This window comes from Rouxiella sp. Mn2063, assembly GCF_049319665.1.
Taxonomy (GTDB): domain Bacteria; phylum Pseudomonadota; class Gammaproteobacteria; order Enterobacterales; family Enterobacteriaceae; genus JBMOUD01.
Genome location: NZ_JBMOUD010000003.1, coordinates 423,286 through 443,431, shown reverse-complemented (window position 1 = coordinate 443,431; position 20,146 = coordinate 423,286). Strand labels below are relative to the sequence as shown.

Sequence of the window (20,146 nt, the reverse complement as noted above, 5' to 3'; positions counted from 1 at the left end):
CAAAATTAACATTTATCACCGTACAGGGGATGGATGAGAAGCTTCGATTGAAGGTTCGAGCCGAGCGAAGCGAGACAGCGTTGCAACGCAACGACCCGAAGGGCGAGGCCAGCGGCCGAGTAATCCTTCCCCCACCACCATTTCGCTATACTTCTCGTCATTATCCCAAATTCAAAATTAACATTTATCACCGTACAGGGGATGGATGAGAAGCTTCGATTGAAGGTTCGAGCCGAGCGAAGCGAGACAACGTTGCAACGCAACGACCCGAAGGGCGAGGCCAGCGGCCGAGTAATCCTTCCCCCACCACCATTATCGTCCTCAGAAACTCCTTTCTGTTTTAAAAATCATTCAGTAAATGCCTTAGTTAATATTGTGCCTATTTCGGTTTTTCAATCTTTGTGCTCAATGCGGACACCTAGCCGAAACCGACAAAAGGAACGATGGCGCGTTCCTTTTGAATCCTGCGCCTTTTTACACTTTATTATCCAGCCCAGTGGAGGCTATGTTTCAGTTGCCACAGAGATAGGCGCAAATTTCATGGCTCCGCCATTCCCGTCTCGGGTTCGAGCCTGCTCGCTAAAACGCTCGCGTCTCTCCACCACTTCGACGGTGAAATTTTGAGTGCGCCTGGTGACTTTTAAGGGGAATGGTTTAGCTCACCGTTATTAGTTTTTGGTCTTAAGGAATGAGAATAAAGATGTTTCGGTTAGATTAGTCCGAATATGAAAAATACAAAAATCAATAAAAACAAACAATTACTATTACTCGATTGTTTTTAGTCCTTGCTGACGGTTTTCATCACGTTCTTGGTGATCTAGGGTTTAGGCATATTAGGATTAACGAGTTGGCCGCATCACTCACCAACACACTAATAATCCTAATATAAATCCTAACGCGTTTATTAAACTATGTTTCGAACCACTAATATGAGGATGACCCAATGAAACAGTTAACAGAGCAAGATATCGCAATGGTAAGTGGTGCAGGTTGGTCTGAGGATGTCAATAAAGTGGCTGACCGATTACAGAACTTCGCGAATACCGCCGTCGGTGATACATCGAATGCGTTAAATAAAGCTTTTGGACAGGTAAACAATGCTCTTGAGCATGCGAGCCAATATCTGAATAGTTAACGACTATCTCAAGGGGCGGCAAAGTATTTGCCGCCCCCGCTTACGCTGCTAAACCTGTGGTGAGACACCGGCAACTAACACAGGATTTTGCTGATAGTCGGCCGGTAGTAAATGTTGTAAATACTGAATTTTTGGTAAGTCATTAATACGGATATAAGGATGATCTGGATTGTGTACTAAAAAGTCCTGATGATAATCCTCAGCACGATAAAAACCTTTAAAAGGCTCCAGCTTGGTAACAATCGGGACTGAGAAGGCATGAGCTTTGTTTAACTGCTCAATATATGCCGCCGCCACCTGACGTTGCTGGTCGTTTAGCGGGAAGATTGCCGAACGATACTGGCTACCATGGTCAGGACCTTGATAATTCAACTCGGTAGGATTATGAGCAACCGAGAAAAAGACCTGCAGTAGCTGACCATAGCTCACCTTAGTCGGATCATAGGTGATTTGTACCGATTCGGCATGACCGGTTTCTCCTGTGCTCACCGTTTCGTAATCAGCGGTGCTAGCCGCACCGCCACTGTAGCCTGACACCACTTGAGTCACGCCACGCACATGTTCAAACACGCCCTGTACTCCCCAGAAACAACCGCCAGAAAATACCGCTTGTGCGCTGTGGCTACTGCCCGCCGGGATATCCATTTTAGGCGCAGCAATACTCACAGCTTCTTCGGCTGAGTACGCCATACGCTGCCAGGCAAATACCGATGTGAGGATCAATGCGCCGATCGCCAGCTTACCAAGCGGTGCAGATTTAGGTTTATTAGTGTTCATTATCTATCCTTATCAAGCTATTAGCCGAACTGTCATCAATCAAAAAAAGTGTTTTAACCAAAGGTAAAGGCATAGGCTTGCGCACCAGCATCAAGGAATTCAATGGTAAAGGTGTGATCCACGATTTTGTCCTGCTGGCGCACCAACTGGTACAAACGTTGTTCGGTGATGACACCGGTGCCATCAGCAGCAATATCGCTACCATGCTCAGCAGCAGGTATTTTTCCATCAATGGTGACGCGAAAACGCACCGGTTGGCCGGCTTGGGCAGGTCCCAATACCAAATGCAAATCACGAGCATGGAAACGGAAGCTGATGCTGCCATTTGGGGCATTCAGAGTGGCGTTCTCACCAGCAATCGTCCAATGACCTTGTAGCGCCCACTGATTAAGATCTAAGTGCGTCGGCGTGCTATAGACTTGCGTTTTGTCAGCGTTCACATCTTCTGGTGAGGCAAAGTTTTCAGCCCGGTTGTAGCCGACATAAGTCTCCGGTGAGTCCATATCTGCAGCATCTTGTGCCTGCTGACTACCGACGGCATTAATCGGAGTAACGCTGTTGTCAGCTGGCAGCGTTTTACCTGCTTCTTTCAACAGTTGTTGGATAACTTGTTCGGAATGAGCGTAGTCTCCCTCACCGAAATGGTGATAACGGATACGCCCTTGGGCATCGATAAAGTAGTGAGCAGGCCAGTATTGGTTACCAAAACTACGCCACAGGGCAAAATTGTTATCAATCGCTACCGGGTAAGTGATACCCAGATCTTTGACCGCTTTCTGCACGTTATCGATATTGTGTTCAAAGGCAAATTCTGGGGAATGCACGCCAATAACCACCAAACCAGCATCATGATATTTTGCCGCCCAGGCTTTAACATAAGGTAACGAACGCAAGCAGTTGATACATGAGTAAGTCCAGAAGTCGACTAACACGACCTTACCTTTCAACTGATCAGCAGTCAGTGGCGCCGTGTTAAGCCACTGCACTGCGCCATCTAACGGCGGTAATGCTCCCTCAACGGGTAACACGCTAGAGGCTGCGCTGATGGCCTGCAACGACGCATTGTTGCCAGAATTATTATTTTCAGACGCATTATTATCAGACGCACTGCTACCAGATGTCTGACGAGCGGTAGTCAGGCGATCTACCAGTTGTTGTTCGATTTTGTTGCCTGTGCCGGAACCAGAAAGCTGTGCTAACAAGGTGGTGTCCCAGCCTAAGGCAATAGCAACAACACCGAGTAACATCAGTGCTCCTAACCCTTTGCGGATCCACTCACCGACGCCGAGTGAACGCTTCATGACGTTAAATACCTTGCCGCCAATCAATAACGCTAAGGCCAAGGACGTCGCCGCACCCAGCGCATAGGCCAGGAGTAAGAAGCTGGTCCCAATATTGGCACCATTTAACGCCGCACCGGTCAACAGCAGACCAAGAATCGGCCCGGCACAAGGCGCCCACAGCATACCGGTAGCTACACCCAGTAGCAGTGAAGAACCTATGCTGCTTTTCTTATCCGCAGTCTGAGAAAGACGGCTACCTGCATTAACAATAGGATTAGTCAAACGCGTGGAGAGATGAGGAAACAGCAGCGTTAACCCAAATAGAGTGAACAATGCCATCGCCAGCCAACGGCCATATTGGTTAGCTTGGATCACCCAGCCACCGCCAACCGCAGCCAGCGTGGCAACGACGGCAAAAGCCAGCACCATCCCAACTAATAGCGGTAGCCCGCTGCGTACAAAAGGCTGATCGGTGCGTGCGAAGACAAAAGGTAATACCGGCAAAATGCAGGGACTCAGGATCGTTAACACGCCGCCTAAATAAGACAAAATAAGTAACAGCATAAAAATTCCTTCTTATTTAAAGCCAGGAGCAGATTTGAACGCTGCTTGCAGCGGCCCCTTTGGGGTGAGGCTCATTGATAAGCCAAGTCACTGCAGCCAACACCCCTGCAGCTTCAAGTATCACGGGTATAAATTTAAACGGCTAAACACCCGATGGAGTAAATGTCATCGCCAGACCATTCATGCAATAACGTAAACCCGTTGGCCTTGGCCCATCATCAAACACATGTCCTAAGTGTCCACCGCAGCGATGGCAGTGAACTTCATCTCGCACCATGCCAAAAGAGTGATCGCTACTCGTAGCAACCGCACCATCGAGTGGCTGCCAGAAGCTAGGCCAGCCGGTATGACTATTAAATTTGGTGCTGGAAGAGAACAGCGACAGTTGGCAACCGGCACAGCTGAAGGTTCCCTGGCGGTGTTCATCATTGAGCTGGCTGCTGTAAGGTCTTTCGGTTCCCGCTGCACGCAAAATATAATATTGCTGCTCAGTGAGTAGTTGGTGCCATTCGGCATCGGTATGCGTAACGGCAAAGCTCTCTTTACCACTGGCCATTGCTGGTGGAATAGCGCCGAAATTACGCCATTGAGTTAAACCTGCTGCGGTGGCGACTGCCGTACCGCCGCACAACAACAAAAATCCTCTACGTGATGGCATCATCGCCTCCTGGCGGATGGTCTGGGTAATAGAGGTATCATCCGCGTTCGCTGGTCGCCAAATCCTCACGTAAAGTTAAACTTTTTGTGATTATTCGCCTTTGGGCTAGGTGTTACGTAGCAAGAGAAACGTTATGAAGAGACATGCTGAAGGGGAATTTTGCGATGCATTTATGACGCGATAAATAAATTATTAAATTTATTGTCGGAAAGAATAAAAACACTACTGTCGTTTTTTTCTCCACTGTTGTAAGTCAAAATGAAGAATGCGGGCTCCAAAATTAAAGCCAAAAAACGGCAAAATACTGATATGTATAAAAATTAAACAACAACGTACTTTAGACAATCAACCACAACATTGAGTCTTACTCCTGTTAGATAAACCACTACCCTGCCCTTACCTTAGTCGGACTCCTGACGCTCTTTCGATTCTTATTGGCATCATTAATTTATGCTCAGTGCTTAGTTTAATAATATTTTCCCCCTCCAAGCTCTGCCCATATCTTTATGAATCAGACGCTAAATAACGGCTTAGCGGAACCACCGTTTTAAGGATGCAGAGATGACGTCAGACAAAATCGAAATTGATACGCTAGTGATAGGAGCGGGTCAGGCTGGTGTAGCAATGAGTGAGCACCTGACTAAACTGGATATCCCTCATATAGTCCTGGAGAAAGGAGCGGTTGCCCAAGCTTGGCGAAATGGCCGCTGGGACTCTTTGCGGGCTAATGGCCCGGCTTGGCATGACCGTTTCCCGGGGATGGAGTTTATTGATATATCCCCTGATGCCTTTGTACCGAAAGAACAAGTCGCTGATTACTTTGCCACCTACGCGGAAAAATTTAACGCCCCTATTCGAACAGGGGTAGAAGTGACTCGGGTACAGCGTAATAGTGGACGCCCTGGTTTTCATATTGAAACGTCAGCAGGTATTATTGAAGCCAACCACGTTATTGCTGCGACAGGGCCTTTCCAACGCCCGGTGATCCCCGCTATTGCACCGCAAGATACGCATCTTACTCAACTTCATTCCGCCCATTATCGCAACCCGCAACAGCTCCCCGCAGGCGCAGTATTGATCGTGGGTGCGGGATCTTCTGGGGTACAAATTGCCGATGAGTTGCAACGTTCAGGAAGACAAGTTTATCTCTCTGTCGGGGCGCACGACCGACCGCCAAGACGTTATCGTAGCCGGGATTTCTGTTGGTGGCTCGGCGTCCTTGGTTTATGGGATGCCGCAAATCAACCGGGCAAGGAACATGTGACCATTGCCGTTAGCGGAGCTCACGGTGGCCATACCGTCGATTTTCGCGAGTTAGCACAACAAGGTGTGAAACTGGTGGGAGTGACAGATTATTTTCACAATGGCAGCGTCACGTTTGCGGATAATCTCAAAGAAAATATTGCTCGCGGTGACGAAAATTACCTACAACTCTTGGATGCCGCTGATGCTTATGTTGCCCGAAACGGACTGGTTCTTCCTGAAGAGCCGGGAGCACGACATTTTTTACCTGACCCAGAATGTCTCACTCAGCCGATTCTGAATCTCGATTTAGCCGCTGCCGGAATTACCTCCATTATCTGGGCAACGGGCTACGCGGTTGACTATAGCTGGCTTGACGTCGATGTCCTCGATAATCAAGGGAAACCGCAACATCAGCGCGGGGTATCAAACGAACCAGGCGTCTATTTCTTGGGTTTACCTTGGCTATCGCGTCGTGGCTCATCCTTTATTTGGGGCGTCTGGCATGATGCAAAATATATTGCTGACCATATTGCAACACGACGCAGCTACTTCCGCTATCAAGATGTCTAGTCGCGTCAGCCACACTTAAGCCACCGACTTTGTAAGCAAGAGTTGGCGCTAGTAAGTAGCGCCAACTCTTATTCAGGAAGGGATATCAGAGGGGGTTTTCTTGCCCTTTTGCAGGCTAGCTTTCAGCTTAGAAACTAATTCTCCACGGAAATCACCTAATTTGGGTTTATCCCCTGCCAACCACGGCAGCGGTCGACATAGTTCCATGGTTTTAATGCCTAAGCGTGCAGTCAGCAAGCCGGCGCCGATTCCTTGCGCCGCTCTGGCTGATAATCTGGCGGCTAAATCTTGCGACATCCAGTCCATACCCACTTCACGAACCAGTTCTGACGCCCCGGCAAACGCGATATTCAGCAACACCAACTTAAATAAACGCAGGCGGCTAAAATAGCCTAATTCGATGCCATAAAGTACGGCAATACGGTTCACCAAACGTAAATTACGCCAGGCGATAAACGCCATATCCACCAATGCAAGCGGGCTGACGGCAATCATTAGTGCAGATTCGGCAGCCGAATCGCTTATTTCACGCCGCGCCTGCGCATCTAATACCGGCTGCACCAAGCGCGCATAGAGTTCGACCACTTCGCGATCGCTTTGCGTATCATGCAAAGCAGAGTGCCAACGCTGTAAAGCAGGATGCCCATTAGTTATCCCTGCCTGTGCCGCCAGTTTTTCACAGAATGCCCGCCCTTGGCCTAATCCATGGCTGCGCAACAAATCTCGCGCGCTATAGCGTTCATCGGCACGCTGGCGCAAGCGATACAGCCGCCGCCACTCGCTGAGTAACGATCCGACGCCGGCCAGAATAACCAAGCCTCCTGCGACACAGCCACCAAGAGCTATCCAATCCTGCTGTAGCCAGGCTTGGTGAACCCATTGCACACCTTGCGCTACAACACTTGCCGCAAAAACAACCACACCAAGAGAAGCAATTTTGCGCCACAGGCTGCGCCGGGGTTTTAGCACTTTACCGAGTAAGGCTTCGGTTTGTCCTTCTTGTTCCTGCGCCTCAACCTCAGTAGCGACAGGAATAAAATTGTCACTCTGTTTGTCATCAAAGGTTTGTGCACTGCGTAAGATAGGCTCTTGTGGTGGCTCAATCGGTTGGTCAAAAACGATACGCGCTTTGAGAGGTTCACTCATCGCATTTTATCTCCCAATAAAAACTCGAGCACGGCATCCAAACGGATATGAGGCAACGGTTGGTCAATATTCATTTGTCGTGGCCGGAATTGCTCAAAGTTGAATCCTTGTTGTTGCCAGAACAAGTTGTCCGGCAAACGCGCTGGAACATCTCCCGGATAGAGCGTCAACGGCATGCCATCACTTAAGCGCTGGCCTTTAACTGCAGGGATAGATTGCCCTTGGTAATCCACTAAACCGCTCTGCGTTGCCTGAACCGATGCCAGACCAACGCAATCCATACTGATACCTTCGAAAGCAGCGTTTTGCCATGCTTCCTGCACCAGTTGCTGGAGTAATGTCACCAAATTAGCATGCTGGTCGCTGGTAATATGGTCAGCTTTGGTAGCCGCAAACATCAGTTTATCGATGCAAGGCGCGAATAAGCGCCGCAATAAGGTGCGCTTACCGTAGTTAAAGCTTTGCATTAGCTGGGTCAGCGCTAAACGCATATCGTTAAAAGCTTGCGGGCCACTATTTAATGGCTGCAAGCAATCGACCAAAACGATTTGTCGATCGAAACGCGCAAAATGCTCTTTATAAAAACCTTTCACAATATGATTGCAGTAGTAATCAAAACGCGTGCGCAGCATGCCAATATTGCTGTGCTTGTCCGCTTGTGCGAGTTCACTATCGCTAAACTTATCGGTCTGCGGCCACGGGAAAAACTGCAACGCAGGCGCACCAGACAGATCGCCGGGCAAAACAAAGCGCCCCGGCTGAATAAAATGCAGGCCTTGATCTTTGCATCGAATCAGATACTGGGTGTAAGCCTGAGCAATCGCCGCCAGCTGATTTTCATCTGCCGGGGCTAACGGGTCACATTGCTGGCATAACTCAATCCAGGGGCGGGCCCACTCGGCTCGCTCCCCTTGTAATAGCCCGTGCATTTGCCGCGACCAATCGAGATATTGCTGATCGAGCATCGGTAAGTCGAGTAACCACTCGCCGGGATAATCGACAATCTCTACATATAACGTCGAGGTATCCTTGAAGTGACGCAGCAGCGCCTCGTTAGAGCGATAACGCAGCGCCAGACGAATCTCACTGACGCCACGCGTCGGAGTTGGCCAATCGGGAGGTGTCCCATATAGCGAGGCGATACCTTGGTCATAAGTAAAACGCGAAACGCCTAAATCCCGCTGAGGTACTCGTTTGATCCCTAAAATTCGCTCATCGCGGGCAGCAGAAAACAGCGGCAACCGAGCACCGCTGTGGATATGGAGTAGTTGATTAACCAACGCCGTAATAAAAGCGGTTTTTCCGCTGCGGCTCAGCCCGGTGACTGCAATACGTAAATGGCTATCCATGCCACGATGAATTAAAGAACTAATTTCACTTTGTAGTCGTTTCATTGCTCTCCCGGGCATAACGCCCAAATAGGGCGGTAAAAATACGTTTTAATAACGGCTCAAGTACCAAAGCCAAAACGAATCTTAACGGGCCTTTTCCCAGACTGCCAAGCACTCTGGCTGCCAGACTACCGGGCACGAAAGTCAGCGCCAGCATCACAGCAAAACGAGCAGCCTTTTTCAAAAAACTGCCTTTATGATCAACCGCTAGAGTAGAGGCCATATAAAAGTTGTCCTTTGGTTAATGACATTAAGAGAGAAAGCGCCCGAGAGCGCCTGAATAAAACATGCCGCGCCAATCAACCATAAATTATAGCTGGCGGAAGCGACTGCGTACGCCAAACGTTTCAGAGGTGACATAACGTTCAATTTGCCGCAAGCGTTGCTCACTTGCTTTTAATTCAGCATCTGCCTGCGCAAGTAAATGTTTCGGCGATGGCTGTTGGTCTTCATTATAAGTGTACTCATCAGGCACGGGATCGAGTGAGAAACTCAAAATAATGTAGGCCACTAATGTAAACATGAATAAACCGAAGAAGATCGACAACACGGCCATTATTCGAATCAACGCGACCGGTACGCCAAGATAATGGGCCAGACCGGCACATACTCCTTTGATCATCCCTTCTTTCGGTGCCAGATACAGTTTTCTCTGCGCTAAATTGCTCATAGCGTTTGTCTCCAGCTTGGATGTTCAGCATCGAGAATTTCTTCCAACGCTTGAATTCGCTCACGCATCCGACGGGCTTCACTGGTCAGTTGCGTAATATTTTGCAACTCTGCCGGCGATAACTGGCTGGCACTTTGTTGTCTATTGCTGTAATGCAGCCAGAGCCATATCGGCGCCACAAATAACATAAAAATGGTCAATGGAATGGCTAAAAACAGAAAACTCATGGCGACTCCTTTAATACCCGTTATCCTTCGAGTTGCAGGGAACACTCTCGATTGCCGCCTGCCTATACCTTAAAGTCTATTGGGTATATGTCTTTATTATCATGTATTAGCCCACTCACAGCGGGCTAATTATTATCATCACGCGTCCTGATTACCTTGCATCTTCGCTTTCATCGCGGCAATTTGTGCACTGATTTCATCATCAGCTTTCAGCTCTGCAAACTGCTGATCCAACGTTTTCTTTTTACCCAAACCCACACTTTCAGCTTCAGCCTCAATATGGTCGATACGGCGTTCAAACTGTTCAAACCGTGCCATCGCTTGATCCAGCTTACCGCTATCGAGCTGGCGGCGAACATCACGAGATGACGCGGCGGCTTGATGGCGCAACGTTAATGCCTGCTGGCGAGCACGCGTTTCAGTCAGCTTACTTTCTAGTTCGCCAATTTCTGTTTTCATGCGTGACAAGGTTTCTTCTACAGTCATCACTTCATTTTTGAGCAGAGAAACTAATTCTTGCAGTTTTTGTTTCTCAATTAAGGCCGCACGCGCTAAATCCTCTTTATCTTTACGGACGGCCAACTCGGCTTTCTCTTGCCATTCAGCCTGTTGCGCTTCGCCTTGCTCAATACGTCGAATCAGCTGTTTCTTCTCAGCTAGCGCACGTGCTGATGTAGAACGCACTTCCACCAGCGTGTCTTCCATTTCCTGAATCATCAAACGAACCAGTTTTTGTGGATCTTCTGCCTTATCAAGCAGTGATGTGATGTTCGCATTCACGATATCGGCAAAACGAGAAAAAATACCCATAATAAAACTCCTCTTTGACATGGCATAACGGCCTACTGACCGATGTAATATCAATACTCCACCTTGGAATATCGACTAAAAATCTTGGCCATTGCGTGCTGTATATTGTTGGCCTGCTGTAAGTAATATCAAGAGTCATGCCAACTTTTTAATATTTTTATCTTATTGAATAAAAACATTTTTATTTTTTAGTCTCTGCTAGACTATTATTCAATGTGATTAATTTAACTAAAGGTTGGTAATTTTCACCATGAGTGAACGCAACGATAACCTGCTTGGCGAAGCCAATACTTTTATTGAAGTACTTGAACAAGTTTCTCATCTGGCCAAGCTGAACAAGCCGGTTCTGGTGATTGGCGAACGAGGTACGGGTAAGGAACTTATCGCCCATCGTTTGCACTATCTTTCTAGTCGTTGGCAAGGGCCGTTTATCTCACTTAATTGTGCAGCATTAAGTGAAAACTTGCTTGATTCTGAGCTATTTGGTCATGAAGCGGGAGCCTTTACCGGAGCACAGAAACGTCACCTCGGACGCTTTGAGCGTGCCGATGGCGGCACCTTGTTTCTTGACGAATTAGCAACGGCACCCATGCTGGTACAAGAAAAATTATTACGGGTCATTGAATACGGTCATCTGGAACGGGTTGGCGGCAGCCAGCCTCTGCAAGTTGATGTTCGTCTGGTCTGCGCGACTAACGATGACCTCCCCGCTTTAGCGGCCGCCGGTAAATTCCGTGCCGACCTGCTCGATAGATTAGCCTTTGACGTTATTCAATTGCCTGCCTTACGCGAGCGCCAGCAAGATATCATGTTGCTAGCTAACCATTTTGCCATCCAAATGTGCCGCGAACTGGGCTTTCCACTGTTTCCAGGTTTCACGCCGCAGGCCACGCATACTCTGCTGACTTACGGCTGGCCGGGCAATGTACGCGAATTAAAAAATGTGGTGGAACGTTCAATGTACCGTCACGGCAACAGTGAATTCCCTCTCGATAATATCGTCATTAATCCATTCTCCCGCAGTCACGACGCTATGACACCAACTGCTGAATTCAATAATGACGGCACTTCTCTTCCCGTTCTGCCCATCGATTTAAAACAGTGGATGGCAAGCCAAGAACACCAACTCATCATGCAGGCATTACAGCAGGCAAAGTTCAATCAACGGCGAGCGGCTGAGCTACTGGGACTGACCTATCACCAGCTACGCGGCATGTTGAAAAAGTATGATATTCAAGTCAATGCAGAGGATGAGTGAATTTTAGACAAAAAAAAGCCAGCACCCGGCTGGCTAAAAAACTGGAAGCAATGTGAGCAATGTCGTATCGGGTAAGGAATACCAGAGGGCTTCGGTATCGCTGACTCGATGGAAATGATGATAATGGTTATCAGTATCATCTGTAAAGATCTTTATTGAGAATTTTTCTCATTTCCATGGGAAGACTAATGTCATTGGGCGGCTTTAGAAAGCCTGGCAACGTTCATCTTGGCTTTTCCAAAGCCAAGCAAAATGTAAGTTTCGATCTATTAACACCAGAGAAGTGACTGTTTCGGCTTCTCAAGCGCGGTTCTCAATGTAGCCTTGCGGCCTAAGCCGCCTAAAGAACGCAGGCCGCGCCCTATAGAATCCCGGGCTTTTTGATACTTAAACTCGGTATACAGCAGAGGCCATGTTTTAGAAACTTCCGTTATAGCGCAAATTTCATCCCATTCGGGATGCCCGGCTGCGGATACGAGCCAACGATAAAACTTTTGTCTCTTAATCACTTACCGGTGAAATTTTGAGTGCGCTTAGCGACTTTTAAATCAACGGCAAAAACAGAAAGGTAAAGGTAAAGGTAAAGGTAAAGGTAAAGGCAATTTTGGCCTTTGAATTTAAAAAGCTTGGTGGCGCACTCAAAATTTCACTGACAAGTGGTGGAGAGACAGCGAAGCAGGCTCGAACCCGACGGAAGGCATGGCGGAGCCATGAAATTTGCGCCTGTCACGGTGGTAGCTGAAACATGGCCTAATTAGAATTCGATATAAATCAATAAATAGGCGCCGGATTGTAAAGGGATGCGCCCTACATCCCTTTACTCGGTTTCGGCTACAGGGCTGCATTGAACACTGTGATTCAAAAAACCGAAACATTCACTTTGCTTAGCTTTGGGAAGGCCAAAACTTACTTTACCTGGCTTTGGAAAAGCCAGAAATCGCCCAAAGCACGGTCATGTTTCACATCCTGTTGGGCCAACTGCCAGTTTACGATACACTTATCCCATTGCTTACTCACAACTGAAGTTTTTATGCGTCGTTTATCCTTATGGATGCTTTTATTGGCCGGAGTTTCTGCGGCATCTGTTGCTATTGCCGCCCCACAGACTGAACAACAGAACTCGTCTGTTGCGCCGGTTATTTCTGCACAAAAAGATATTCGCCAAAGCGGATTTGTTTACTGTGTTAACGGCATGGTAAATACTTTTAATCCGCAGAAGGCCAGTAGTGGTCTCATTATTGATACGCTGGCAGCACAGTTGTATGACCGCTTATTGGATGTTGACCCCTATACTTATCGTTTGATTCCTGAATTAGCACAGAGCTGGGATGTGTTAGATAACGGCGCAACCTACCGCTTTCATTTACGCAAAGATGTTCCTTTCCAGACCACGCCTTGGTTCACGCCAACTCGTCTGATGAATGCTGATGATGTGGTGTTCAGCGCTGAGCGTGTACTCGATCCACAAGCGCACTATCACAATGTCAATGGTAGCGAATATCCCTACTTCGACAGCCTGCAGTTTGCAGATACAGTAAAAAGTGTCAGAAAAATCGACCAATACACCGTTGAATTCAAATTGAAAGAACCGGACGCGTCGTTCCTGTGGCATTTAGCAACGCATTACGCGCCAATCCTGTCGGCGGAATACGCCGACAACCTGGTCAAAACGGGGCATGAAGAAGAAATTGATCGTGAACCAGTAGGAACCGGGCCATTCCAGTTAGTCGATTATCGTGCAGGGCAATACATCAGATTGGCGCGCAATAGCCAATATTGGAAAGGTATCCCGCGGATGTCACAAGTGGTTATCGATATTGGTGTTGGTGGCACAGGCAGGCTATCAAAATTGCTCACAGGTGAGTGTGATGTTTTGGCATATCCGGCGGCCAGCCAGCTCTCTATTTTACGCAATGACCCTCGCCTGCGCCTTACGCTGCGTCCGGGAATGAATGTGGCTTATTTAGCCTTTAATACTAACAAACCGCCGTTAAATGACTTACGTATACGCCAAGCGGTGGCACTATCTATTAATAATCAGCGCCTGATGCAGTCTATTTATTACGGCACGGCAGAAACCGCCGCCTCTATTTTGCCACGCGCATCTTGGGCTTACGATATTAATGCTAAGGTAACGGAATATAACCCCGATAAAGCAAGAGAAATCCTCAAAAGCTTAGGCAAGGAAAAAATGACCTTGCATCTGTGGGTGCCGACGGCTTCTCAGTCTTATAATCCTAGCCCATTGAAAACCGCTGAACTTATTCAGGCCGATTTGGCGCAAGTGGGTATAAAAGTGATCATCGTGCCGGTTGAAGGACGTTTCAAGGAAGCACGGTTGATGGAAATGAACCACGATTTAACGCTAACCGGTTGGGCCAGCGACAGTAATGACCCGGACAGCTTCTTCCGTCCGGTGCTAAGTTGCGCTGCTATCCACTCACAAACCAATTATGCGCATTGGTGCGATCCCGCGTTCGATAATTTGCTTCATCAAGCGCTGCTCTCTCAACAATTATCGCAACGTATTGACAACTATCAGCAGGCACAAGAGATTCTAGAACAGCAATTACCGATCTTACCGCTGGCTTCTTCGCTGCGTCTACAAGCCTATCGTTATGATATTAAAGGGCTCGTGTTAAGTCCTTTCGGTAACGCTTCCTTTGCCGGCGTCTACCGAGATAATGCCAGTAATGAAGACACCTCTTCTCCGCATCCTGCCGTGGAGTTAGCCCAATGATCATCTTTATCTTAAGACGCTTGCTGCTGCTAGTTATCACCCTGTTTTTACTGAGTCTCGTGGCTTTCAGCCTGAGCTACTTCACCCCTTATGCCCCGTTGCAAGGCGCGTCATTATGGGATGCCTATCGCTTCTTCTTTAGTGGGATATGCCAGTTTGATTTTGGCGTATCGAGTATTAATGGCGAAAATATTAGTGAGCAGCTCAAAGCGGTATTCCCGGCCACGATGGAGCTTTGTATTCTGGCCTTCTCGTTCGCGCTGTTGATAGGGATCCCACTGGGTATTCTGGCTGGCGTGATGCGCGGTAAGTGGCCCGATATTGCGATCAGCACCCTTGCGCTGCTTGGATTTTCTATCCCCATTTTCTGGCTGGCGCTGCTGCTGATCCTGTTTTTCTCGCTACAACTGGGCTGGTTGCCAGTATCGGGGCGAATAGATTTACTCTATCCCCTACCACATGTTACCGGGCTTGTGTTGGTTGATGCCTGGCTATCACACTCGCCTTATCGTCATGAGATTATGCTCAGCGCACTTAGCCATATGATACTGCCTATCGCAGCATTGGCCGTTGCACCGACAACCGAAGTCATTCGTCTGATGCGTATTAGTACTGACGATGTTTTATCGAAGAATTATATTAAAGCCGCTGCAACACGTGGATTATCCCGTCTGACAATTATTCGCCGCCATGTTTTACACAACGCCTTGCCGCCTATCATTCCCAAGCTGGGTCTGCAATTCTCCACGATGTTGACGCTAGCGATGATCACTGAAGTCGTCTTTAACTGGCCTGGCATTGGCCGCTGGATGATTAACGCTATTCGCCAACAAGATTACGCGGCTATTTCGGCAGGGGTGATGGTGGTCGGTTCACTGGTTATCGTTGTTAACGTCGTATCGGATATCCTTGGTGCGCTGATGAATCCTCTGAAACATAAGGAATGGTACTCTCTTCGATAGTTTACTTTTATATTGTTAGGTATTTGCTGCTACAGCATAACGCTAGCGTTAAGTCATGGCATGAAGCCAACCCTGAGGAGTAAAAATGAAACAAGTAGCGATAGTACTTGGAATGACCGTTTTAGCCGCATGCTCAACAGAGCCAAAACCTCCAGTAGCAGGAATGGCTAACCCAGCATCCGTTCATTGCATTAATAGAGGTGGAAAATTGGATATCGTTAAAACATCTGATGGAGAGGCTGGTTATTGCACCTTGCCAAGCGGCGAGCGTATAGATGAATGGACTCTGTTCAGACGCGATAATCAGTAGTAATTTTGAATTTCTTGGTATTTGCTGATAAGCCTCCAACGTTATTCTCTGAACAAAGTTTGGATGATGAAAAATAAAAGACGAATTTTAAAAGGAGGTGTTAAAAAGCAATGCTTCCAAAAACTAGAGGGCTGATTCGATTTAGATTTCGATGCTTTCCACATCGATTAGCCTCAGACACCGAACACATCTCACCGCCCTATCATTTTTATAAAAATAACTACATTTAGGTAGAAACCCTTCAACCTCATGAATAAAATTCGACTCTACGCCGAATCTTTCATTATCATTTAAAGCATTCTCGTTAGACTCACTTAGATGAAATTTTAACCGCCAATACTGCTGTCACAACAACAGCAAATCCCACTAAAGCTAATATCATCCGTAATATATCTAGCATCCTACATCCCTAGCGCTACTTATCCCGCATTAACTTCGCAGGAAGGAGATTTCCGCATGTAATTAATTTAAAAATCATTAATAAACAGCAAGTTGATTAGGCATGGCATTTCATGAATTCCGTTTATCCTTTGCCATCGACCCAGTATATAATATCTTTCACGATACATCACACAAATAAATAGATAACACTGCATTTCAACAAAAATTAATTTCTCTAAAATATAACGAATAATACCGTAATATTCACATACTAATGAACACGTACTTTTAATTAACGGTCATCATACTCTTTACCCTTACTTAGGTATGCCTGCTATAAAAAACCGATTAGAGTCTCATAATACAAAATAAAATAAGTACAATTATCTATTTAAAATAAAACCACAAAATGAATTCACTCTCAGAGGTTTTATCTTCATTCAGCGTTATTTCTAAGGTTCTCAACGCCAAGATATCCACTCTAATTAATGCTTATTAAATAATATTAAAGAAACTTACATTACATAGGCATATCCATCTTTTACAAACTCATCCTCCAGCGCTCAGCGAGTTAAGTAGAAATAGATTGTAACTTAACCGAGTGTACCTCTGACTATCGCAGTACTATCGAGCATTTTTACGGGGCAAATATCGTCGGTCTACCTGCGGCCAGAACTGTCAGATTGACATCGATTTTAGACCGAGAGCGGAACAAGAGAGTTTTATCCCTACATCATGAGTGAAATTGTTGCCTCTGTTCCCTTGCTTGCAACAGTAATATAGAAGGATAATCACCGATGCTCAGTTATATGGGCCTATCATTCACAGAATAGTGCAAAAAAATCAGGCATCCGGTAACTGATAGCCTGACATTCGGCCCAAGTGAGTCAGAAATTACCTCTACTTTGCCTAGGTGCTCTCAACTGCTTTCTCAGTTTAGTGGCGACAAGCAATGTATAGACTCCTTTTGATACGCATAGGCTGCGCACAAAAGGCGTAAATTTAAACGATACAAACCATAGTGAAGTACAGCGTGAGCAAGTATCGAGTTTATATAAGGTAATGATATGATTATTGAAAATAAATCAAAGCAAGCGACAAACAAAAGAATCCAAGCGAATACCTATGCCCTTCGATAATGTATACCGTGAAAAGCGGTTTCCTAGTCCGTTGAGATATACCTGGAGTATTTTCTATCGCGATACGTTGGCGATGATCGGTTTTTATGGGGTTATTGCACTGATTTTCCTGTGTGTTTTTGGTAATCTTCTTGCCCCTTATGCCTTAGATCAACAATTTTTAGGCTATCAACTGTTACCGCCATCATGGTCACGCTATGGCAATATTTCGTTCTTTCTAGGAACAGACGATTTAGGGCGTGATTTGCTGAGCCGCCTGTTGACCGGCGCCGCGCCAACCGTTGGTGCAGCGATGCTGATTACAACTGCCGCAGCATTTTTTGGCATGATCATCGGTGCATTGGCTGGGATTACTCATGGACTGCGTTCCGCAGTACTTAATCATATCCTTGATACATTGCTCTCTATCCCGTCGCTACTGTTAGCTATTATTGTCGTGGCCTTTATTGGACCGAAGCTTGAGCATGCGATGCTTGCCGTATGGTTAGCATTATTGCCACGCATGGTGCGTACCATGTATGTCGCCGTTCACGATGAGCTTGAAAAAGAGTATGTCACGGCGGTTCGTCTTGATGGCGCATCTACTTTTCAAATTTTGCGTTATGCGGTGTTGCCAAACATTCTTGCGGTATTGGTAACCGAGTTCACTCGTGCGCTGTCTCTGGCTATTTTGGATATCGCGGCGCTGGGATTCCTAGACCTTGGTGCACAGTTACCCTCACCCGAATGGGGGGCAATGCTCGGTGACTCATTAGAGTTAGTTTATGTTGCGCCCTGGACTGTGATGTTGCCGGGGGCGGCTATTCTTATCAGCGTGTTACTTATCAATTTGCTCGGTGACGGAATGCGTCGAGCCATTAACGCAGGAGTCGAATAATGCCATTACTGGATATTCGCAATCTCACGATTGAATTTATGACCGCAGAAGGCCCGGTTAAAGCTGTCGATAGGGTCAGTATTAGTCTCACCGCGGGTGAAATCCGTGGCTTAGTGGGGGAATCAGGTTCAGGCAAAAGCCTCATCGCTAAAGCAATTTGCGGGGTCACTAAAGATAACTGGCGAGTCAGTGCCGATCGGATGCGTTTTGACGATATCGACTTATTACAGCTCTCGCCACGTCAGCGTCGCCGATTGATCGGCCATAATATTTCGATGATTTTCCAGGAGCCACAATCCTGTTTAGACCCTTCAGAAAGTATTGGCCGTCAACTGATACAGGCGATCCCAGCCTGGACATATAAAGGAAAGTGGTATCAACGCTTTATGTGGCGGAAACGTCGTGCAATAGAGTTGTTGCACCGCGTTGGTATTAAAGATCACAAAGACATCATGGCCAGTTATCCTTATGAGCTGACCGAAGGCGAATGCCAAAAAGTGATGATCGCTATCGCCTTGGCTAATCAACCGCGTCTGCTGATTGCCGATGAACCGACCAATGCGATGGAGCCTACGACACAAGCGCAGATTTTCCGCTTGTTGGCGCGCCTCAATCAAAATAACGGCACCACTATTTTACTTATTAGCCATGATCTACAAATCATGAATAAATGGGCCGATCGGGTTAATGTGTTGTACTGCGGACAAACGGTAGAAAGTGCAGTATGTGAGGAGTTAATTGAAACACCTTACCATCCCTACACTCAGGCATTGATCCGCGCCATGCCAGATTTTGGCCGATCGCTGCCACATAAAAGTCGCCTAAATACTTTACCCGGCGTGATCCCTTCGCTTGAACATTTACCTATCGGTTGTCGCCTGGGGCCACGCTGCCCATATGCGCAGAAGAAATGTATCGAAACGCCCCGACTTCGCTTGGCAAAAACACATGCTTACGCCTGTCATTTCCCGCTGAATTTGGAAGAGCAATAATGGATGAGACACTGCTGGAAGTCAGAAATCTGAGCAAAACTTTCCGTTACCGCACGGGGCTATTTCGCAAAATGAATCTTCAGGCAGTTAAGCCTGTAAGCTTTACACTACGCGAGCGGCAAACGCTGGCAATCATTGGCGAGAATGGCTCAGGTAAATCAACGTTAGCTAAAATGCTAGCAGGGATGATTGAGCCGACCGAAGGGGAAATTCTGATTGATGAGCGTAATCTCGCATTTGGCGATTTCCGTAGTCGTAGCCAGCAGATCCGTATGATTTTCCAGGACCCATCAACCTCGCTAAATCCTCGGCAACGCGTTGGTCAAATATTGGAGACGCCGCTCAGATTACTCGATGATATGGATGCGCCACAGCGCGAAATTCGCATTAACGAAACGCTTCGCCAGGTTGGATTGTTGCCCGATCACGCCTATTACTATCCGCATATGCTAGCACCGGGCCAAAAGCAACGTATTGGTCTTGCCAGAGCGTTAATCTTACAGCCAAAAGTGATTGTTGCCGATGAAGCACTTGCCTCACTTGATATGTCAATGCGCTCGCAGATTGTTAATATGATGCTGGAACTACAAGAATCCCAAGGGATCTCTTACATTTATGTCACGCAGCATCTTGGTATGATGAAACATATCAGCGATCAGGTATTAGTCATGCACGATGGAGAAGTCGTAGAACGCGGAAATACTGCTGAAGTTTTGGCTGCCCCGTTGCATGATTTGACAAAACGTTTAATTTCCAGCCATTTTGGCGAAGCATTAACGGCAGATGCCTGGCGACGCGATGGTAAAACCGGCTAATTTACGGCCGTAAGACGATGGTTTTACTCTCTTCGTTGATGCATTAACTCTATATTTATTCTGGCATCGCCTAATAGATGCCAGATATCGAATCCCCATCCCCTGCTTACCTAGCCTTTTCTTTTTTAACTATTCCTTTTAGCTATAGGCTATCGCTTAACATTATTTTATCTGGCACACAGTATCGGCAAGGATA

General features: G+C 47.0%; 18 protein-coding genes and 2 other RNA genes. 11 read left to right on the top strand and 9 right to left on the bottom strand.

Annotation, left to right across the window (positions count from 1 at the left end):
* Positions 1-12 precede the first annotated feature (12 nt).
* The 3 genes from ACL9RG_RS07475 to ACL9RG_RS07465 all read left to right on the top strand — a co-directional run bounded on the left by ACL9RG_RS07475 (position 13) and on the right by ACL9RG_RS07465 (position 1,135).
* Positions 13-140, top strand: a non-coding RNA gene (locus ACL9RG_RS07475) — RtT sRNA.
* 44 nt (positions 141-184) lie between these two features.
* A non-coding RNA gene (locus ACL9RG_RS07470) (RtT sRNA) lies at positions 185-312 on the top strand.
* Between the two features lie 631 nt (positions 313-943).
* Complete coding sequence (locus tag ACL9RG_RS07465; RefSeq protein WP_422791960.1) at positions 944-1,135, top strand: chemotaxis protein; 192 nt, start codon at positions 944-946, stop codon at positions 1,133-1,135.
* A 48-nt stretch (positions 1,136-1,183) separates the two neighbouring features.
* Here ACL9RG_RS07465 and msrA read toward each other — a convergent pair whose 3' ends face one another.
* The 3 genes from msrA to msrB form a co-directional block, all read right to left on the bottom strand.
* A complete protein-coding gene (msrA, locus tag ACL9RG_RS07460) occupies positions 1,184-1,912 on the bottom strand; it encodes a peptide-methionine (S)-S-oxide reductase MsrA (protein ID WP_422791959.1) in 729 nt (242 codons plus the stop codon).
* Between the two features lie 53 nt (positions 1,913-1,965).
* On the bottom strand, positions 1,966-3,759 hold the full coding sequence (locus ACL9RG_RS07455; RefSeq protein WP_422791958.1) for a cytochrome c biogenesis protein DipZ: 1,794 nt from the start codon (positions 3,757-3,759) through the stop codon (positions 1,966-1,968).
* Between the two features lie 142 nt (positions 3,760-3,901).
* Entirely contained in the window at positions 3,902-4,420 is a 519-nt protein-coding gene (gene msrB / locus ACL9RG_RS07450) for a peptide-methionine (R)-S-oxide reductase MsrB (RefSeq protein ID WP_422791957.1), read from the bottom strand.
* Between the two features lie 558 nt (positions 4,421-4,978).
* On the opposite strand from msrB, the gene ACL9RG_RS07445 reads away from it, so the two are divergent.
* The gene (locus ACL9RG_RS07445) at positions 4,979-6,232 is read left to right on the top strand and encodes a flavin-containing monooxygenase (RefSeq protein WP_422791956.1); all 1,254 of its coding nucleotides are present in this window, start codon (positions 4,979-4,981) and stop codon (positions 6,230-6,232) included.
* Positions 6,233-6,304: 72 nt separating this feature from the next.
* Here the strand turns inward: ACL9RG_RS07445 and ACL9RG_RS07440 are convergent, their stop codons facing one another.
* The 6 genes from ACL9RG_RS07440 to pspA form a co-directional block, all read right to left on the bottom strand.
* Positions 6,305-7,378 (bottom strand): YcjF family protein, encoded by a 1,074-nt coding sequence (locus ACL9RG_RS07440; RefSeq protein WP_422791955.1) that lies wholly within the window; start codon positions 7,376-7,378, stop codon positions 6,305-6,307.
* A complete protein-coding gene (locus ACL9RG_RS07435) occupies positions 7,375-8,772 on the bottom strand; it encodes a YcjX family protein (RefSeq protein ID WP_422791954.1) in 1,398 nt (465 codons plus the stop codon). Before ACL9RG_RS07435 ends, ACL9RG_RS07440 begins: the two co-directional genes overlap by 4 nt.
* On the bottom strand, positions 8,753-8,992 hold the full coding sequence (locus ACL9RG_RS07430; RefSeq protein WP_422791953.1) for a phage shock protein D: 240 nt from the start codon (positions 8,990-8,992) through the stop codon (positions 8,753-8,755). The genes ACL9RG_RS07435 and ACL9RG_RS07430 overlap by 20 nt, the downstream gene beginning before the upstream one ends.
* Positions 8,993-9,079: 87 nt before the next feature.
* A complete protein-coding gene (gene pspC / locus ACL9RG_RS07425) occupies positions 9,080-9,439 on the bottom strand; it encodes an envelope stress response membrane protein PspC (protein ID WP_422791952.1) in 360 nt (119 codons plus the stop codon).
* Positions 9,436-9,666: an envelope stress response membrane protein PspB gene (gene pspB, locus ACL9RG_RS07420; RefSeq protein ID WP_422791951.1), complete on the bottom strand. Its 231-nt coding sequence runs from the start codon at positions 9,664-9,666 to the stop codon at positions 9,436-9,438. Before pspB ends, pspC begins: the two co-directional genes overlap by 4 nt.
* Before the next feature lie 138 nt (positions 9,667-9,804).
* Positions 9,805-10,476 (bottom strand): phage shock protein PspA, encoded by a 672-nt coding sequence (gene pspA, locus ACL9RG_RS07415; RefSeq protein ID WP_422791950.1) that lies wholly within the window; start codon positions 10,474-10,476, stop codon positions 9,805-9,807.
* Between the two features lie 250 nt (positions 10,477-10,726).
* Here pspA and pspF point away from each other — a divergent pair, with 250 nt between their 5' ends.
* The 7 genes from pspF to sapF all read left to right on the top strand — a co-directional run bounded on the left by pspF (position 10,727) and on the right by sapF (position 19,950).
* The gene (pspF, locus tag ACL9RG_RS07410) at positions 10,727-11,734 is read left to right on the top strand and encodes a phage shock protein operon transcriptional activator (protein WP_422791949.1); all 1,008 of its coding nucleotides are present in this window, start codon (positions 10,727-10,729) and stop codon (positions 11,732-11,734) included.
* 1,030 nt (positions 11,735-12,764) lie between these two features.
* Complete coding sequence (gene sapA / locus ACL9RG_RS07405; RefSeq protein ID WP_422791948.1) at positions 12,765-14,474, top strand: ABC transporter substrate-binding protein SapA; 1,710 nt, start codon at positions 12,765-12,767, stop codon at positions 14,472-14,474.
* Positions 14,471-15,436: a putrescine export ABC transporter permease SapB gene (gene sapB, locus ACL9RG_RS07400; protein WP_422791947.1), complete on the top strand. Its 966-nt coding sequence runs from the start codon at positions 14,471-14,473 to the stop codon at positions 15,434-15,436. The genes sapA and sapB overlap by 4 nt, the downstream gene beginning before the upstream one ends.
* Positions 15,437-15,548: 112 nt before the next feature.
* Complete coding sequence (locus ACL9RG_RS07395; RefSeq protein ID WP_422791979.1) at positions 15,549-15,746, top strand: DUF333 domain-containing protein; 198 nt, start codon at positions 15,549-15,551, stop codon at positions 15,744-15,746.
* A gap of 1,506 nt (positions 15,747-17,252) precedes the next feature.
* Complete coding sequence (gene sapC / locus ACL9RG_RS07390) at positions 17,253-18,143, top strand: putrescine export ABC transporter permease SapC (protein ID WP_422791946.1); 891 nt, start codon at positions 17,253-17,255, stop codon at positions 18,141-18,143.
* Complete coding sequence (sapD, locus tag ACL9RG_RS07385; RefSeq protein WP_422791945.1) at positions 18,143-19,135, top strand: putrescine export ABC transporter ATP-binding protein SapD; 993 nt, start codon at positions 18,143-18,145, stop codon at positions 19,133-19,135. The genes sapC and sapD overlap by 1 nt, the downstream gene beginning before the upstream one ends.
* Positions 19,135-19,950, top strand: a complete 816-nt coding sequence (gene sapF, locus ACL9RG_RS07380) for a putrescine export ABC transporter ATP-binding protein SapF (RefSeq protein WP_422791944.1) — start codon at positions 19,135-19,137, stop codon at positions 19,948-19,950. Before sapD ends, sapF begins: the two co-directional genes overlap by 1 nt.
* Positions 19,951-20,146 lie beyond the last annotated feature (196 nt).

Bases quoted from the DNA above. Each gene is read 5' to 3' on its own strand.
- ACL9RG_RS07465 (WP_422791960.1), top strand. From the start codon at position 944: ATGAAACAGTTAACAGAGCAAGATATCGCAATGGTAAGTGGTGCAGGT.
- pspA (WP_422791950.1), bottom strand. From the start codon at position 10,476: ATGGGTATTTTTTCTCGTTTTGCCGATATCGTGAATGCGAACATCACA.
- ACL9RG_RS07455 (WP_422791958.1), bottom strand. From the start codon at position 3,759: ATGCTGTTACTTATTTTGTCTTATTTAGGCGGCGTGTTAACGATCCTG.
- sapD (WP_422791945.1), top strand. From the start codon at position 18,143: ATGCCATTACTGGATATTCGCAATCTCACGATTGAATTTATGACCGCA.
- pspB (WP_422791951.1), bottom strand. From the start codon at position 9,666: ATGAGTTTTCTGTTTTTAGCCATTCCATTGACCATTTTTATGTTATTT.
- msrB (WP_422791957.1), bottom strand. From the start codon at position 4,420: ATGATGCCATCACGTAGAGGATTTTTGTTGTTGTGCGGCGGTACGGCA.
- sapF (WP_422791944.1), top strand. From the start codon at position 19,135: ATGGATGAGACACTGCTGGAAGTCAGAAATCTGAGCAAAACTTTCCGT.
- sapC (WP_422791946.1), top strand. From the start codon at position 17,253: ATGCCCTTCGATAATGTATACCGTGAAAAGCGGTTTCCTAGTCCGTTG.
- sapB (WP_422791947.1), top strand. From the start codon at position 14,471: ATGATCATCTTTATCTTAAGACGCTTGCTGCTGCTAGTTATCACCCTG.
- ACL9RG_RS07395 (WP_422791979.1), top strand. From the start codon at position 15,549: ATGACCGTTTTAGCCGCATGCTCAACAGAGCCAAAACCTCCAGTAGCA.
- pspC (WP_422791952.1), bottom strand. From the start codon at position 9,439: ATGAGCAATTTAGCGCAGAGAAAACTGTATCTGGCACCGAAAGAAGGG.
- ACL9RG_RS07435 (WP_422791954.1), bottom strand. From the start codon at position 8,772: ATGAAACGACTACAAAGTGAAATTAGTTCTTTAATTCATCGTGGCATG.
- ACL9RG_RS07430 (WP_422791953.1), bottom strand. From the start codon at position 8,992: ATGGCCTCTACTCTAGCGGTTGATCATAAAGGCAGTTTTTTGAAAAAG.
- msrA (WP_422791959.1), bottom strand. From the start codon at position 1,912: ATGAACACTAATAAACCTAAATCTGCACCGCTTGGTAAGCTGGCGATC.
- ACL9RG_RS07445 (WP_422791956.1), top strand. From the start codon at position 4,979: ATGACGTCAGACAAAATCGAAATTGATACGCTAGTGATAGGAGCGGGT.
- ACL9RG_RS07440 (WP_422791955.1), bottom strand. From the start codon at position 7,378: ATGAGTGAACCTCTCAAAGCGCGTATCGTTTTTGACCAACCGATTGAG.
- pspF (WP_422791949.1), top strand. From the start codon at position 10,727: ATGAGTGAACGCAACGATAACCTGCTTGGCGAAGCCAATACTTTTATT.
- sapA (WP_422791948.1), top strand. From the start codon at position 12,765: ATGCGTCGTTTATCCTTATGGATGCTTTTATTGGCCGGAGTTTCTGCG.